Source organism: Sediminicola luteus (genome assembly GCF_002514735.1).
GTDB lineage: Bacteria > Bacteroidota > Bacteroidia > Flavobacteriales > Flavobacteriaceae > HQA918.
On sequence record NZ_NBWU01000004.1, the window covers coordinates 532,506 to 546,753 of the forward strand.

Genomic DNA, 14,248 nt, shown 5'->3' on the forward strand with positions numbered 1-14,248 from the left:
AAGTTCTTAGGATTATTTTTCTGGTAACCCACCTAAAAATTGAAGTCGATTTCTGACCGAGGAAAAACTACATGTAGGATAAAAACTACAGATTTCGACAAACGGTATGCAGTTCGTCTAAAACTTAGGAAAATCGAAGGCTTACACATAATAATCCTAAACAGGCGAGGTTATACTTATCCCAAATCTTATTAAGACTTAACGATACGAATGACGTGTATAGAATGTAAGAAGTCCCTTAGCCGGGAAGAACAAGAGGTATCGGTTCACAGCTATGGTGTCGCCCTATGCAATAGGCATCAAAATCGCTTGCAAAAGCTTAAAGAGCACAACAACACCCCTATGGAGGCCATACAATTGTATTATGGCCTAAAACGGGAAGGCTTGAACCCCATGCTAGAATGGTACGACGGAAAAAGGCATGTAGATATTGCCCTTTCCCGAGTAAAGCTGAATATTGAAATTGATACCGATTATAGGACCATAACCCACGAACAAGCCATGCGTGACTTGGAAGATGCTTCCAATTCCTTTAAAAATGGGTTTACCACCCTGCGTATACCCCATATTCTGGTGCGCTGTTATCTGGAGGATACCATTAAGAATATTATGGATATCGTGGCAGGACTTAAAAAGAACATTAAGGCCATAGGGCATTAAGCTACGTCCAAAGCTCCTATTAATCTACTTTGACGAGATTATTTGATCTTGGCATCTAACAATACGGTATCGCCATAGTAGAACTTAAGTTGACCTACTTGTTTTTTCACTACAAAGTACACATCGATTAAATTGGATTTTACCGGTTGTGTCTTAAAGTAAATGATAGATTTTTCGGGTTCGTCCAGGCTACCCACATTTACTTTATGCTCAACATCGGTATAACCCTCCATAAAATAATCCGAAAAAGTATCCTTAATAGAAGGGTCGTAACCCACCATAGGGTTTTCTACCTCGCTAGGGGCTAAAAAACCAAAGGACAGGTATTCGTGAAGAATATGGTTATAGCGGGCATCGGAAGGGCGAATACGTTTTTTGGCAACCTCATCAACGGCAAAAAACTTATTCGGATCAAAGGTTTCCGGTTTTTCGGTCAATGATTTTACCCGGAGCCTCACCATTACTTTTTTAAAACTGTCTGAGGCATGTAAGTTATAGCTTACAGCCTGCAAAGGTTTAGGATTCACCTTTACCTTTTTCAGTTCCATGATAAAACCATCGATTTTTTTCTCACGCTGGGCCTGCACTTGTGCGAGGCTGACCAACAGGCAAATAGCCAATATAAAATGCTTCATATACGATAGTGTTTAAAACGAAGGTAAGCCTAGGGTCATAAAAACCAATTTTTACACCCAAAATAAAGGTCAAATGAGACTAGCTATCGATAAAATGCAAAATTAGCCCTTGACCAAAACCTTTGGCAACCCGACTAAATATAAGGGAGATCCGACGAACTACCTAGCCAGTTGTGCAGCGATGGCCGTTTCTATGATTGGGGCCATAACCCGATAACCTGCTTGGTTCGGATGTACTTCATCAGGGGAATATTTGGCAGGCAAACCCAATCTATCGTCTACTAAGGCCGTGAAATAATCGACATAACCAATGCCTTTTTCTTCAGCATAGCCCCTAATCATGGTATTTAAATCTACGATCTGTTGGGCAGGCTTAATCTTAGGTCGCCATTTGTATTCATAAGCGGGTAAAACAGAACAAATCAAAACCTTGATATCATTGGCCAAGGCCATTTCGGTCATGGATTTTAAGTTATCCATAATCATGGTCAGGCTCATTGGCCCCGTATTCCCAGCGATATCGTTGGTACCCGCCAAAATCACCACAACAGCAGGTTTTAAGGCAACAACATCTTGCCGAAATCGCAGCAACATCTGTGGCGTGGTCTGCCCACTAATACCCCGGTTTACATAGGGCTTACCTTTAAAAAAATCGGGATCGAGATTACCCCAACCTTCTGTTATGGAGTTACCCATAAACACCACCCTATCCTTTGGTATGGGCATCAATAACAATTGATCATTGGCTTCTTTAAAGCGGTTTAGATTGGGCCAGTCTTGCCCCTGGACCATACTACCGAACAACAATGCTGAAAAGAAACCGAATATTTTCATGGATGATTTTTAAAAAGGAACATATTCTACGATTTCCAAACCATAACCAACCATACCCACCCTTTTTTTCTGGGTTGGGTTATTGGTTAAGATGCGGGCCTTGGAAATATTTAAATCGTGTAAGATCTGGGCCCCTACCCCAAAATCTTTATAATCTATATTGATTCTTGGTGCCTTAACCAAAGTATTTCCGTCTTGATCAATGCGCAGGTCTTGCAACCTATTCAACAAATCCATGCTTTGCATTTGCTGGTTAATGAAGATAATGGCCCCTTTCTCGCTTTCGTTCAACACTTTGAACATATCTTCCAGCTTCTTATCTACATTATTCGTAAGCGTGCCCAAAATATCGTTATTGATCAGGGTTGAGTTGATCCGTGTAAGTATATGCTCATCTTTGTTCCAGCTGCCTTTGGTAAGGGCGATATGAATCTGATTGTTATTGGTCTGGTTATAGGCATGCAACCTAAACGTTCCGAAACGGGTTACCAGTTCAAAGTTCTCCTTTTTTTCTATCAAGCTATCGTGATCCATGCGGTAGGCTACCAAATCTTCAATAGACACGATTTTGAGATCGAACTTTTTGGCTACTTCTTTCAATTGGGGCAAACGGGCCATGGTACCATCTTCGTTCATAATCTCTACGATGACCCCCGCTGGCTTTAATCCGGCCAAACGCGCCAAATCTATGGCCGCCTCGGTATGTCCGGTTCTACGTAATACCCCTCCGTCTTTCGCAATCAAAGGAAAAATATGTCCTGGCCTACCTAAATCTTGGGGTTTGGTATCGCGATCGGTAAGGGCTAAAACGGTTTTATAGCGGTCTTCCGCAGAAATACCGGTGGTTACCCCATTACCTCTCAGGTCTACGGAAACTGTAAAGGCGGTTTCCATAGGATCGGTATTGTTCTGAACCATTCGTGAAAGCCCTAATTCTTTACAACGTTTTTCGGTAAGTGGGGTACAAATCAGCCCCCTACCATGGGTAGCCATAAAATTGATCATTTCGGGCGTTACCAATTCGGCAGCCGCCAAAAAATCGCCTTCATTCTCACGGTTTTCATCGTCTACGACAATTATTACCTTTCCATTTCTGATATCCTCAATCGCTTCGGGAATCGTATTCAACATGCTACCACCAACTTTTAATTACGCTATACTACTGCCCTACTCAGGGCCGATTCTAATTTTCTATAAAAATAAGGCTTACCGTTAACAATCAGTCTTCCTCTTTATTTTTCTTTCTTTTAAACAAATCCCCGATCAACTCCTTAAAGCTAGGTAGTTTCACCATGCCTTTATCGGCCGTGGCCCTGCGGGTAAGGAAAATTCCTAGGGGCATCATTACCAAAGTAGAAAGCCAAGCCCCCATGATTGGGTGTATATTGCCCTCTTTGGAATAATTCTCGGCAAAAACCCCAAGGAAGTAATAAACCAAAAAGAGAATAATGGCAATAACCATGGGCAGGCCGATACCCCCTTTTCGTATTATGGCCCCCAAAGGTGCGCCTACAAAGAATAAAATGATGCAAGAAAAAGCCAAGGCATATTTTTTGTGCATGGCCGAAATATGGAGGTTGTATATTTTTTTGCGGTTTCTTATCTCTTGCCTTTTTCCCTTTACCGAACTCAGAATATTTGACGTAGAGTTTTTGGCCGAATTGATCAATTGCACCTGTTCCCACTCTTTAAACAGCCCTAAAAACCCTTTTCTAGAGGGTAAGCTATCGGCATAGGTAAGGGTATCGTGCACCATGGGTTTTACCGCTACCGTATTGGGTCGCAATTTTACAAAAGCCCCCATACGGTTCGAGATGTTTTTAGAAAAAGCCTGTATCACCTTTAAATTATCGTCGCGTAACGAATCGATATCGTGACGTAACCGTCCCACGTTCTTCATCTTATGGGTAGTAATATTCTGGTCTTTCTCTAAGTCTTGATTATTTACTTCAGATAAATCTATATTAAAGGTATAGACATCGAAATCAGCTTTGGCAAAAGGATACTTTTTCTTCTTTTTCGGACTGGTCGGTGTACTGGCATCGTAATAGTGTCCATCGCGAAGAATAAGCTGTAAAATATCGTTCCCCTCTTCACTGACCAGCTCGCCAGTCTCGGATTGGATAACCGTTTTATTGATACCCCGGGCATCTTTAACATGAATCAGTACATCTTCCAACAGTCGATCTTCGTCTCCATGCTTTCTTTTCACCTTAATATTCATTCCCCCCTCGAAATCGTTAAAAACCCCTTCGGTAATCACCGCCGCAGGCTTTAACTGGGCAATACCCTTTCTAAGATTGTAAATTTTTTGCTGGGATATGGGAATAACATCGTTGGCAAAGTAAAAAGTGAGTCCGCCCAAAAGGGTCACGAACACAATCAAACTTTTCATGGAACGTTGCAAAGATATACCGGAAGCCTTCATGGCTGCAAACTCATAATTCTCGGCAAAGGTCCCAAAGGTTAAAATAGACGAGAGCAAAACCGTTAAGGGCAATACCTTTTCGGTAAGATCGGGCATGAGGTAGAAAAGAAATTTCAAAATGATGAAAAAATCCAAGCCCTTACCCGCCAAATCGTCTATAAAAAGCCAAATGGTCTGAAAGATGAAGATAAACATCAAGATTACGAACGAGCTCGTAAAATTGAAGAGGAACCTATAAAGTATATAGCGATCGAGTATACGCACCTTTAGTTTCTTATGATATAATACCCTTCTTTGGTATACTTGTTCTCATCGAAACGGAACAGCTTTTCGGGCAAGTTGGCATCGGTTTTCAAGGAGGTTACAGTAATTGTAGTCTTTACCCCATCGTTACCCGTATATATTAACTTATAGATATGCTTGGTCTCTACATCTACCCCCAGCAATATGGTTTTGATTTCGGAATTGGAATCGATTGGGGTCAGTTTTACGAACTGTATTTTACGCCCATTCACGTTTTGTTCGATATCCCAAGCATAGCGGTGGCCTTTCTGGTAAAAGGTCATCATTTTCGCCGGTGAAAAAGCCTCTTCCTCATTCGATTTATCCTCAATGGTCACTTCTTCGTTCTCGGGTACAATGGTATACACTTTTTTACCGTCGTACAATTGCTGGCTACCCAAATAATTCAATAAATATTTGTCGCCAGCCAAGGTAACATCGCCGCGGGTTTCTCGCTTTACATTGGCATCCGGATTGTTAAGGGCGAACTTAAAATGCACCTGCATACTCTTATACCCTTGCACTTTAGCCGAAACCTGATCCAACAACTTTTTGGCCTTATCGGCCTGTTGGCCCTGCACGTTAACACTGAACAAAAGGGCAATCAGCCCCATCCACATGATCCTCATGTCATTTATTTTTTTCGTTTTCCAATAATTGCTCCAAGGCCATCATATCGGGTACCAATACCTGACGTGCCTTGCTGCCTTCGAACGGACCAACGATTCCGGCCGCTTCCAATTGATCAATAATCCTACCGGCCCTGTTGTACCCTAGCTTTAGTTTTCGCTGGATCAAAGAAGCCGAACCCTGCTGGGCCATTACGATCACCTCTGCGGCATCGCGGAACATAACATCGCGTTCCGATATCTCATAATCAATACCCGTGCCAGATTCTTCCCCAACATATTCGGGCAGCATATGCGCTTCTGGATACGCCCGTTGCGACCCTATAAACTCGGTTATCCGTTCTACTTCCGGAGTATCTACAAAGGCACACTGCAAACGGGTAACGTCATTACCCTGGGTATAGAGCATATCTCCCCTACCGATCAATTGTTCGGCCCCTTGGGTATCGAGAATGGTTCTGGAATCTATTTTTGAGGTTACCCTAAAAGCGATACGCGCCGGAAAGTTCGCTTTGATAATACCCGTAATCACATTTACAGATGGTCTTTGGGTGGCAATAATCAAATGGATACCGATCGCCCGGGCCAACTGGGCCAGACGGGCTATGGGGGTCTCTACCTCTTTACCGGCGGTCATAATCAAATCGGCAAACTCATCTACCACCAAAACGATATAAGGCAAAAATTTATGTCCGTCGTTCGGATTAAGTTTCCGGGCCTTGAACTTGGTATTGTATTCTTTGATGTTCCGTACCATAGCCTGTTTTAAGAGCTCGTAACGGTTATCCATTTCAATACAAAGGGAGTTCAGGGTATTGATTACCTTGGTATTATCGGTGATGATGGCATCTTCACTATCGGGCAGTTTGGCCAAGTAATGACGCTCTATTTTGTTGAATAAGGTCAGTTCTACCTTTTTCGGATCTACCAACACGAATTTTACTTCGGCCGGATGCTTTTTATACAACAAGGAAGTAAGTATGGCATTTAAACCGACCGACTTACCCTGACCCGTGGCCCCTGCCATAAGCAAGTGTGGCATTTTGGCCAGATCGACCACAAAGGTCTCGTTACTAATGGTTTTACCGAAAACAATGGGCAATTGCATTTCGGCCTGCTGGAACTTGGTGGTCGCGACCACCGAGCGCATAGAAACGATACTGGCATTTTTATTGGGCACCTCGATACCAATGGTACCTTTACCCGGAATCGGAGCAATAATACGGATACCCAATGCCGCCAAGGAAAGTGCGATATCGTCTTCCAGGTTTTTGATCTTGGAAATTCGCACCCCGGCCTCCGGAACGATCTCGTACAAGGTTACGGTAGGCCCAATGGTGGCCTTGATCTGGGCGATGCCTATTTTATAGTTTCGTAGCGTCTCAACGATACGGTTCTTATTGTTCTCGAGTTCTTCTTTATTGATGGTAATATTGCCATCGCCCCCATGATGGTCCAACAAATCGATGGTCGGGAACTGATAGTTGCCCAATTCCAAGGTAGGATCGAATTCCCCGAAATCATCGACCAGTTTGGCAGCCAAGTTGTCGGTTTCTTCGGTCTCACTCTTTACAGGTACCACTTTGATGTCCAAATCGGGATCGTTAATGGTCTCCTCCTTGGGAGCCACGGCCACTTCAAAGCCATCGTCAGGTTCAGGCTCTTTTTTTAAGGTGGGCTCGGGTATATCGGGGGTCAACAAAGGTATTTCTTCCTTATGGGTATAATCGTCTACCAGCACCTGCGGGGTTTCTTTTTCTACAGTCAAAGTATCGAAGGTCTCCTTGGCTTCCGCAGTATTTCCCTGTTGTTTACGCTCGGCAAATTCAGAGGCCAAATCGCTTCGTTTTTGCTTTACGAAATTCACCACCCCTTCCGGCGTAAGTTTGAACAGGCTAACCAATATCACACAAAGAAAGAACAACAGCACCAAAAACACCCCAATGCTGCCCGTATAATCTTTTAGAAAGTCGGTCATTTCAAAACCTACGGTACCCCCCAACAAGGGACTCGAAGGTACAAAGAAGCCCAAGGCCAAAGAAATCCACGCCATGAACAATAGGCCCCAAAACCATTTATTCCATGTTTTTCTAAGGGGTATGCCAAAAAACAGATAGGCACCCGACAGGGTAACCAAGCCTGACAGTATAAGGGATGCGATACCAAAGCCCCGGTAAACAAAGAAATGGCTTACCCAAGCCCCGAATTTATTGAGCAGGTTTTCGGCTTCTTTTGAGCGATCGGTAAAATGGTCTAAAATACTTTGATCGGCCTTCCAGGTATTGTAAAAGGAAATAAAACTAAAGAAGAGGGCTATACCCAACAGCATCACCAGACTACCCAAGATAATCTTTTGTTGTTTGGTAGGTTTTAGGGAACGTTTTTTCTTAGTCGTAGCCTTTGTTCTGGCTTTTTTGACCCGTTTTGCCATGCATGCGTGTTTCTTCTCGGCTAAAATACAAATTTACACCTGTAGAAGTCGTATTTTAAAATATTTTAGGCAGATAGATCATCAGTCCGACGGCAGCGGCCGAAAAGGCCGATACCAATACGGCACCGGCGGCCACATCTTTGAGTACCCCAATCTTGGGTTCGTGCTCGGGCTGTACATAGTCGGCCATTTTCTCAACGGCCGTATTCAGGCCCTCTACAGCGATTACCAAGCCCATGGCCAAAAACTGGTACATCCATTCGGTTTGGGAAATATCAAAATAGAATCCGGCAAGGGTCACCAGTACGGCCACGCCCAATTGTACCTGGACACTGGCTTCTGAGCGCGCCAAAAGCCACACCCCTTTCAGGGCATAGCCAATACTTTTTAATCGACCTATTACAAAAGATTGTTTAGGCATCCAACAAGGCGGTAAGGGCGGCTTTATAATTGGGCTCGTCAACGGTTTCGGCCACTTGTTCGCTATACAGTACCTGTCCGTTTTCATTAAGTACCACTACCGAACGGGAATGCAATCCTTGCAAAGGCCCATCGGCAAAGGTAAGTCCGTACGACTGGCCAAAGCTACCATCCCTAAAGTCGGAAAGCATCACTACATTTTCAATGCCTTCGGCCCCGCAAAAGCGTCCTTGGGCAAAAGGTAGATCCCTAGATACACATATAACGGTGGTATTATCCAATTCGGCGGCCTCTTCATTAAACTGGCGCACCGACTGGGCACAAGTACCTGTATCTATACTGGGAAAAATATTCAAAACCACTTTTTTACCCGAGAAATCGGATAGTGACTTGCTAGAAAGGTCGTTGGCTACCAATGTAAAATCTGCTGCCTGACTGCCATTGGCGGGAAGGTTACCAACAGTATTGAACGGATTGCCTTTAAGGGTTACAGTTGCCATAGGATATAGTGTTTAATGCGTTATTCGCGATGGGTTATTCAACATCCACCGCATTTGAATCGGTGGTAGCTCGAAAATACTAAAAGATTGCGTGATGTAGATCCAGTCCGTACAAAACCATCACAAATTTTTCAACAAATTTCCACGACACGACCTAAGAATAACACCAAAAATCAGGGTTTGTTTGCATTTAGTGTTCCCTAGGTTCTTGGCTCGACCATCTTATCCTAATTATTCTAATGCTATCTTCAAGTACTCGATAAGATACTTGGTAACGACGGATTTCATAACAACGATACGAACCATCATTGTTGAATTTATTAGTATCTAAGGCATACATTTCCGGTTGATCGACCAGAATATCGGTACTATCAAAGATTTCCCGTACCATGCGATTGGCACTAGTAAGTGATTTGCTAATTTCAAGAATAGTCTCGCGCACCTCGGTCAATTGAGCCAATGCCTCGGGCGACCAAATTATTCAATTTCCCATGATTCTATCAGCTTCCGGACTTGATCATGGGTATGGTACTCTCCTCTTTCTATTTGAGCTTCGGAAGTGTCCAATTCTTTGTTGTACTGCTCAATTCGCATCCGATCGGTATCATCTTGATATGTTTCTACCAATACCTTGATCATCTTCAACAGTCTCTCATCTGCCGTTTCTATGTAATCCTGAACGCGTTGTCTTAAATCCAAAGTGGCCATTTCCCTCAAAAATTGGTATACAATAAAGATACAAATTTCGATTAAGACGATTTATTACAACCCAAAATGTACCGCAGAAGTTTCAGTTTTACTCGATGCAAATAGGCCTTTTCTATCCAGCTCTGGCAAACCTCGTTATTTATCAATAGACCCGAGCACCCTTTTCATAAAGCTGTTGAGGGCTTCTTTTTGGGGCACCCCTTCCTTAATGGACTTCTGTACCTCCAAGGCACCGTACATATTGGAAATAAGCTCTCCGATCACGTCCAGTTCTTCATCTTTGAGCGAAGGCACTTCGGTCAAGGCTTCTAAGGTCTCAATGGTTTCGATTACGAAATCTTCGTCATTCTCGGCAATAAAGGCCGTTAAATGCTTAATTACAGGTAGTTTCATGTGTTGACTTTTATGTTATGAAATCAGCTAGTTGAAGCCACAGCCCATTAACTGTTTTCTTCGATAAAACTTTTTAACACATCGTATTTATTGGTCTGTACCTGACCTTTTAATTCACCGTCGGTAAACAAGGCGAAAGTAGGCAGGTTATCTACCTGGGCCAATTTTCTAGACTCCGGGAATTTTTCGGCATCGGCCAAAACGAAGGTAAACTCGTCGCGTAAGCTCGCTTCTTTTTTGAATTTAGGCTTCATAATGCGGCAGTTACCACACCAGCTTGCGGAATATTGAACGACAACGGTTTTATTTTGGGCAACCACCTCAGCGAGGTTGTCCTGATCTAATTCTAACAACATAATTATTCTATTTGGGGCACTTGGCCATTTTAAAGGTATCCCGAAGTAACGGGACTCGAAGAAGTGATTCCGACCTGTAAGAACAGGCAGGAATATAGCTATAAAAGCGGCTAGATCTGGTTAGATAGTCACCCTGAGCGCCGTGACCGGCGACACACAGGCTAATATAGCCCTTCGACTGCCTGCCTGTCGGCAGACATGGCGCTCAGGGTGACAACTATTATTTAGTGGGCAGCCAAATACTCAGCAGTACTCTTGGCATTCGGGTTCATGGCATCTTTACCTTCTTCCCAGTTGGCCGGACAAACCTCACCTTTTTCCTGTACGTGGGTATAGGCGTCTACCAAACGAAGGTACTCCCCTACGTTACGGCCCAATGGCATATGGTTGATGCTTTCGTGGAATACGGTACCTTCCTCATCGATAAGGTAGGTAGCCCTGTACGTTACATTATCGCCTTCTACCTGAACGGTTCCGGTCTCTTCATCGTAAGTCTCGTTTGTAATATCCAAGATACCCAAGATGCTGGAAAGGTTACGGTTGCTATCGGCCAAAAGCGGATAGGTTACCCCTTCGATACCACCATTGTCCTTAGCCGTGTTCAACCATGCGAAGTGAACTTCAGCCGTATCACAAGAAGCACCGATTACTAAGGTGTTTCTCTTTTCGAACTCACCCAAAGCCTCTTGGAAAGCGTGTAATTCGGTAGGACAAACAAAGGTAAAATCCTTTGGGTACCAGAACAACAATACTTTCTTTTTGTTATTTACCGCCTCTTCCAAGACGTTTACAGAAATGGTATCACCCATTTCATTCATTGCATTTACATCTAAATTCGGGAATTTTTTTCCTACAAAAGCCATTTGTTATTTTTTTTGGTTAAAAGCAATACAAATGTACGCCATCACCCGGCTTTTCCTAGACAAGCAAATCTAATTAATTTATGAACATATAAGTTTTGTCAATGGAAGCAAAAGACAACCATAAGGAAGAGCAATACAATCTAAGATTACCCCTGTCGCAACTGCTTAATCCTAATATTCAGACCAGCAAAGATCAAGGTAGTGATCGGACTCATCCAATTGAAGAAGGCATAGACAAAATAATCGACCACGGGCACTCCTAATACCCCACTATGGTAGGCCCCACAGGTATTCCAGGGCACTAACACGGAAGTAACCGTACCTGAATCTTCCAATGTCCTACTCAGGTTTTCAGGCGCCAAACCCCTGTCTTTATAGGCCTTGGCGAACATTTTTCCCGGAACCACCAAAGCCAAATACTGGTCAGAAGCAGTAACATTCAAGGCCAAACAACTGGCAACCGTACTAGCGAACAAACTAAAGGTAGAAGTAGCTAAACTCAAAAGAGCTTCACTGATAACCGAAAGCGCCCCAATGCCATCCATAACCCCACCAAAAGCCATGGCACACATAATAAGCCAGATGGTTGTCATCATACCTTCCATACCTTTCGAAGCAAATAAATCCAGTAAAGCCTCATTTTCAGTTGCCACTTGGGTTTTAACCGTAATCGCTTTCATGATACCCTCATAAGCCGACTCACAGCTTAAATGACTTGCTCCTGTTACGGCATTCAAGACATCGGGTTGAAAAATTATGGCAAAAACCGCTGCCAACAATACCCCTACCAACAAAGCCATTAAGGGTGGAGCCTTCTTTAAAATCAAAGCCACCACCGCAATGGGCACTAAGAATAGCCATCCGCTGATATAAAAAGTATCTTTTATCGAGGCCAATAAGGCTGAAGAATCAGCCACCCCCTGTGTATCTATTCCCAAACCGATGACTACAAATACGATTAGGGTCACCAAAAACGTAGGGACCGTGGTCATGGACATATAGCGGATATGCGAGAAAAGTTCACCACCAGCCATGGCCGGGGCCAAGTTGGTGGTATCACTCAATGGCGACATTTTGTCTCCAAAATAAGCACCAGAAAGAATAGCGCCTGCGGTCATTCCCAATGAAATCCCCAAGGCTTCCCCAATACCCACCAAGGCAATACCCACGGTGGCCGAGGTGGTCCAAGAGCTCCCGGTGGCAATGGAAATTACGGCACAAATTACCACACAAGCCGCTAAAAATATGGTTGGATTCAGAATTTGGAGTCCGTAATAAATCATGGCCGGAATCACCCCACTGATCAACCAAGTACCGGACAAGGCACCGACCATAAGCAGAATCATTAAAGCCCCTGTTGTAGATTTTAGGTTGTTGGCCACTTCGCCCATCATTTGTTTGTAGGGCACCCCTTTTATAGCACCTACGGCAGCAGCAACGGCCGCCCCCATTAACAAAATGAATTGATTGGAACCACTTAAGGCATCATCACCAAAAACATATACATTGTAGGCCAACATAGCCACCAATGCCAATACAGGCACCAATGCCAGCCCCAGGCCAATTCCGTAATTATCTTTTCTTACTTCCTCTCCCGGTGGGGCTTGGTAATCCGATTCCTGCATAGTTTTATTTTTGATTCCGGTAATATTACGACTTTGGAAACGGTTCTGCAAATAGTAAAAACCAATGTCCTCGACTTGTCCCGAAGAAATAACTCAGACAAAAAGAGTATAGAAAATAGAACAAAGACGGCTCCTATTTCAGTAAAAAACAACCAATAAATTTGGAATCCCACCTTGGCAAACCAACTGTCTCCTGTTTTCTAAATTGACTTAAAACCAGTACAATTGGGTTTATAGCAACCCTACTTTCTCCATACATTGTAGCATGATTTGGTAAGTACGTTCGATATCGTTATCCAAACCAATGGAAAAACGTACCAGTCCGTCAGAAAGTCCCATGGCCTCCCGTTCTTCTTCCGGAATCTCAGAAGAGGTAGAACTGCCCGATGCCGAGAAAAGCGTCTTGTAAAAACCAAGGCTAACCGCCAAATATCCCAAGTTATTGCGCTGCATTTCCTCCATAAGGGCATTGGCCGTTTCCAGATTTCCAGCGTCCAAGGTCAAAAGTCCTCCAAAACCGTATTCGGCATTCATTTGTCCTTTCATCAAAGCATGCCCTTTATGACTGGCCAAGCCCGGATATACCGTACGTAAGCCCAATCCTTCGAATTTTTGGGCCAAATACAAGGCATTTTCGGAGTGCTTTTTCATGCGTAGGTGTAAGGTCCGCAGGTTTTTAAGTATGGATGCGGCCCGTAAACTATCCAAGGTACTACCCAACAGCATAGCCGCACCATCGTTTACATCTTTGAGTGACAGACAAAACTCGGTGGTACCACAAACGGCACCGGCCACACAATCGCTACTCCCGTTAATGAATTTGGTTAGGGAATGGATCACCACATCGGCACCTAATTGAGCCGGGGCGATACCCAATGGCGAAAACGTATTATCGACCACCAATGCGATTCCGTGTTTTTTGGCCAAGGCAGACAAAGCTTTTAAATCGGCTACCTCCAACAACGGATTACTGACCGATTCACAATAAATCATTTTGGTATTGGGACCAATCGCGGCCTCCACAGCCTCTAGATCGGTAATATCAACAAAAGAAGTACCGATCCTGAACTTCTTTAAAAAGTTCTTCATCAAGGCATAAGTACCCCCATAAATGGTGCGGCTACTTACGATATGCTCATCGGTGGCACATAACTGAAAAATGACCGAACTAATGGCTCCCATACCACTGGCATAGACATTGGCCGCCTCGGTCCCCTCCATCTGGGCCAAGGCCTCGCCCAAATATAAATTGGATGGTGAAGAATGTCTACTGTACAAATAACAACCCTCGGTATTGCCCTCGAAAGTGTCGAACATGGTCTTGGCCGACAAAAAGGTATAGGTCGAAGAATCGGAAATAGACGGGTTCACCCCACCGAATTCACCAAAATACTGCAGGTCTTGAATGTTATTGAATGGTTTATGAGCCATGATATGTTTTTGCTTCAAAAATCAATAGATATAGCATAAAAATCAACAATAAT

At 43.7% G+C, this 14,248-nt stretch carries 16 protein-coding genes; 1 reads left to right on the forward strand and 15 read right to left on the reverse strand.

Going from position 1 to position 14,248, the window contains the following annotated elements:
• The first annotated feature begins 210 nt into the window (after positions 1 to 210).
• Complete coding sequence (locus tag B7P33_RS14650; RefSeq protein WP_097442752.1) at positions 211 to 660, forward strand: hypothetical protein; 450 nt, start codon at positions 211 to 213, stop codon at positions 658 to 660.
• Between the two features lie 38 nt (positions 661 to 698).
• On the opposite strand, the gene B7P33_RS14655 is transcribed toward B7P33_RS14650, so the two are convergent.
• From B7P33_RS14655 to B7P33_RS14725, 15 genes are all read right to left on the reverse strand, one after another.
• On the reverse strand, positions 699 to 1,295 hold the full coding sequence (locus tag B7P33_RS14655; RefSeq protein WP_097442753.1) for a hypothetical protein: 597 nt from the start codon (positions 1,293 to 1,295) through the stop codon (positions 699 to 701).
• Between the two features lie 159 nt (positions 1,296 to 1,454).
• On the reverse strand, positions 1,455 to 2,129 hold the full coding sequence (locus B7P33_RS14660; protein ID WP_097442754.1) for an SGNH/GDSL hydrolase family protein: 675 nt from the start codon (positions 2,127 to 2,129) through the stop codon (positions 1,455 to 1,457).
• Between the two features lie 9 nt (positions 2,130 to 2,138).
• Positions 2,139 to 3,260, reverse strand: coding sequence for a 3,4-dihydroxy-2-butanone-4-phosphate synthase (ribB, locus tag B7P33_RS14665; protein ID WP_097442755.1), 1,122 nt, complete (start codon positions 3,258 to 3,260; stop codon positions 2,139 to 2,141).
• Between the two features lie 88 nt (positions 3,261 to 3,348).
• The gene (locus B7P33_RS14670; RefSeq protein ID WP_097442756.1) at positions 3,349 to 4,821 is read right to left on the reverse strand and encodes an LptF/LptG family permease; all 1,473 of its coding nucleotides are present in this window, start codon (positions 4,819 to 4,821) and stop codon (positions 3,349 to 3,351) included.
• A gap of 2 nt (positions 4,822 to 4,823) precedes the next feature.
• Positions 4,824 to 5,468, reverse strand: coding sequence for an outer membrane lipoprotein periplasmic chaperone LolA1 (locus B7P33_RS14675; protein WP_097442757.1), 645 nt, complete (start codon positions 5,466 to 5,468; stop codon positions 4,824 to 4,826).
• Between the two features lies 1 nt (position 5,469).
• Positions 5,470 to 7,899, reverse strand: coding sequence for a DNA translocase FtsK (locus B7P33_RS14680; RefSeq protein WP_097442758.1), 2,430 nt, complete (start codon positions 7,897 to 7,899; stop codon positions 5,470 to 5,472).
• A gap of 55 nt (positions 7,900 to 7,954) precedes the next feature.
• Positions 7,955 to 8,320 (reverse strand): diacylglycerol kinase family protein, encoded by a 366-nt coding sequence (locus B7P33_RS14685; protein WP_097442759.1) that lies wholly within the window; start codon positions 8,318 to 8,320, stop codon positions 7,955 to 7,957.
• Complete coding sequence (gene tpx / locus B7P33_RS14690; protein ID WP_097442760.1) at positions 8,313 to 8,819, reverse strand: thiol peroxidase; 507 nt, start codon at positions 8,817 to 8,819, stop codon at positions 8,313 to 8,315. The genes B7P33_RS14685 and tpx overlap by 8 nt, the downstream gene beginning before the upstream one ends.
• Before the next feature lie 190 nt (positions 8,820 to 9,009).
• Positions 9,010 to 9,261 (reverse strand): type II toxin-antitoxin system RelE/ParE family toxin, encoded by a 252-nt coding sequence (locus B7P33_RS14695; RefSeq protein WP_245871804.1) that lies wholly within the window; start codon positions 9,259 to 9,261, stop codon positions 9,010 to 9,012.
• A gap of 35 nt (positions 9,262 to 9,296) precedes the next feature.
• A complete protein-coding gene (locus tag B7P33_RS19405) occupies positions 9,297 to 9,527 on the reverse strand; it encodes a hypothetical protein (protein WP_097442761.1) in 231 nt (76 codons plus the stop codon).
• 135 nt (positions 9,528 to 9,662) lie between these two features.
• Positions 9,663 to 9,920 carry a DUF6952 family protein gene (locus B7P33_RS14705; protein ID WP_097442762.1) on the reverse strand — a complete coding sequence of 86 codons (258 nt, stop codon included), beginning with the start codon at positions 9,918 to 9,920 and terminating at the stop codon, positions 9,663 to 9,665.
• Positions 9,921 to 9,967: 47 nt separating this feature from the next.
• Positions 9,968 to 10,276: a thioredoxin family protein gene (locus B7P33_RS14710; RefSeq protein WP_097442763.1), complete on the reverse strand. Its 309-nt coding sequence runs from the start codon at positions 10,274 to 10,276 to the stop codon at positions 9,968 to 9,970.
• Positions 10,277 to 10,500: 224 nt separating this feature from the next.
• Positions 10,501 to 11,139: a peroxiredoxin gene (locus B7P33_RS14715; RefSeq protein WP_097442764.1), complete on the reverse strand. Its 639-nt coding sequence runs from the start codon at positions 11,137 to 11,139 to the stop codon at positions 10,501 to 10,503.
• Between the two features lie 146 nt (positions 11,140 to 11,285).
• Complete coding sequence (gene nhaC, locus B7P33_RS14720; RefSeq protein WP_097443029.1) at positions 11,286 to 12,764, reverse strand: Na+/H+ antiporter NhaC; 1,479 nt, start codon at positions 12,762 to 12,764, stop codon at positions 11,286 to 11,288.
• A gap of 231 nt (positions 12,765 to 12,995) precedes the next feature.
• Positions 12,996 to 14,195, reverse strand: a complete 1,200-nt coding sequence (locus B7P33_RS14725; protein WP_097442765.1) for an aminotransferase class I/II-fold pyridoxal phosphate-dependent enzyme — start codon at positions 14,193 to 14,195, stop codon at positions 12,996 to 12,998.
• Positions 14,196 to 14,248: the final 53 nt, after the last annotated feature.

Excerpts from the sequence above, each read along its gene's own strand:
- B7P33_RS14725 (WP_097442765.1), bottom strand. The coding sequence starts at position 14,195 with ATGGCTCATAAACCATTCAATAACATTCAAGACCTGCAGTATTTTGGT.
- B7P33_RS19405 (WP_097442761.1), bottom strand. The coding sequence starts at position 9,527 with ATGGCCACTTTGGATTTAAGACAACGCGTTCAGGATTACATAGAAACG.
- B7P33_RS14705 (WP_097442762.1), bottom strand. The coding sequence starts at position 9,920 with ATGAAACTACCTGTAATTAAGCATTTAACGGCCTTTATTGCCGAGAAT.
- B7P33_RS14685 (WP_097442759.1), bottom strand. The coding sequence starts at position 8,320 with ATGCCTAAACAATCTTTTGTAATAGGTCGATTAAAAAGTATTGGCTAT.
- B7P33_RS14715 (WP_097442764.1), bottom strand. The coding sequence starts at position 11,139 with ATGGCTTTTGTAGGAAAAAAATTCCCGAATTTAGATGTAAATGCAATG.
- nhaC (WP_097443029.1), bottom strand. The coding sequence starts at position 12,764 with ATGCAGGAATCGGATTACCAAGCCCCACCGGGAGAGGAAGTAAGAAAA.
- B7P33_RS14680 (WP_097442758.1), bottom strand. The coding sequence starts at position 7,899 with ATGGCAAAACGGGTCAAAAAAGCCAGAACAAAGGCTACGACTAAGAAA.
- B7P33_RS14660 (WP_097442754.1), bottom strand. The coding sequence starts at position 2,129 with ATGAAAATATTCGGTTTCTTTTCAGCATTGTTGTTCGGTAGTATGGTC.
- B7P33_RS14650 (WP_097442752.1), top strand. The coding sequence starts at position 211 with ATGACGTGTATAGAATGTAAGAAGTCCCTTAGCCGGGAAGAACAAGAG.
- B7P33_RS14710 (WP_097442763.1), bottom strand. The coding sequence starts at position 10,276 with ATGTTGTTAGAATTAGATCAGGACAACCTCGCTGAGGTGGTTGCCCAA.
- B7P33_RS14675 (WP_097442757.1), bottom strand. The coding sequence starts at position 5,468 with ATGAGGATCATGTGGATGGGGCTGATTGCCCTTTTGTTCAGTGTTAAC.
- ribB (WP_097442755.1), bottom strand. The coding sequence starts at position 3,260 with ATGTTGAATACGATTCCCGAAGCGATTGAGGATATCAGAAATGGAAAG.
- tpx (WP_097442760.1), bottom strand. The coding sequence starts at position 8,819 with ATGGCAACTGTAACCCTTAAAGGCAATCCGTTCAATACTGTTGGTAAC.
- B7P33_RS14655 (WP_097442753.1), bottom strand. The coding sequence starts at position 1,295 with ATGAAGCATTTTATATTGGCTATTTGCCTGTTGGTCAGCCTCGCACAA.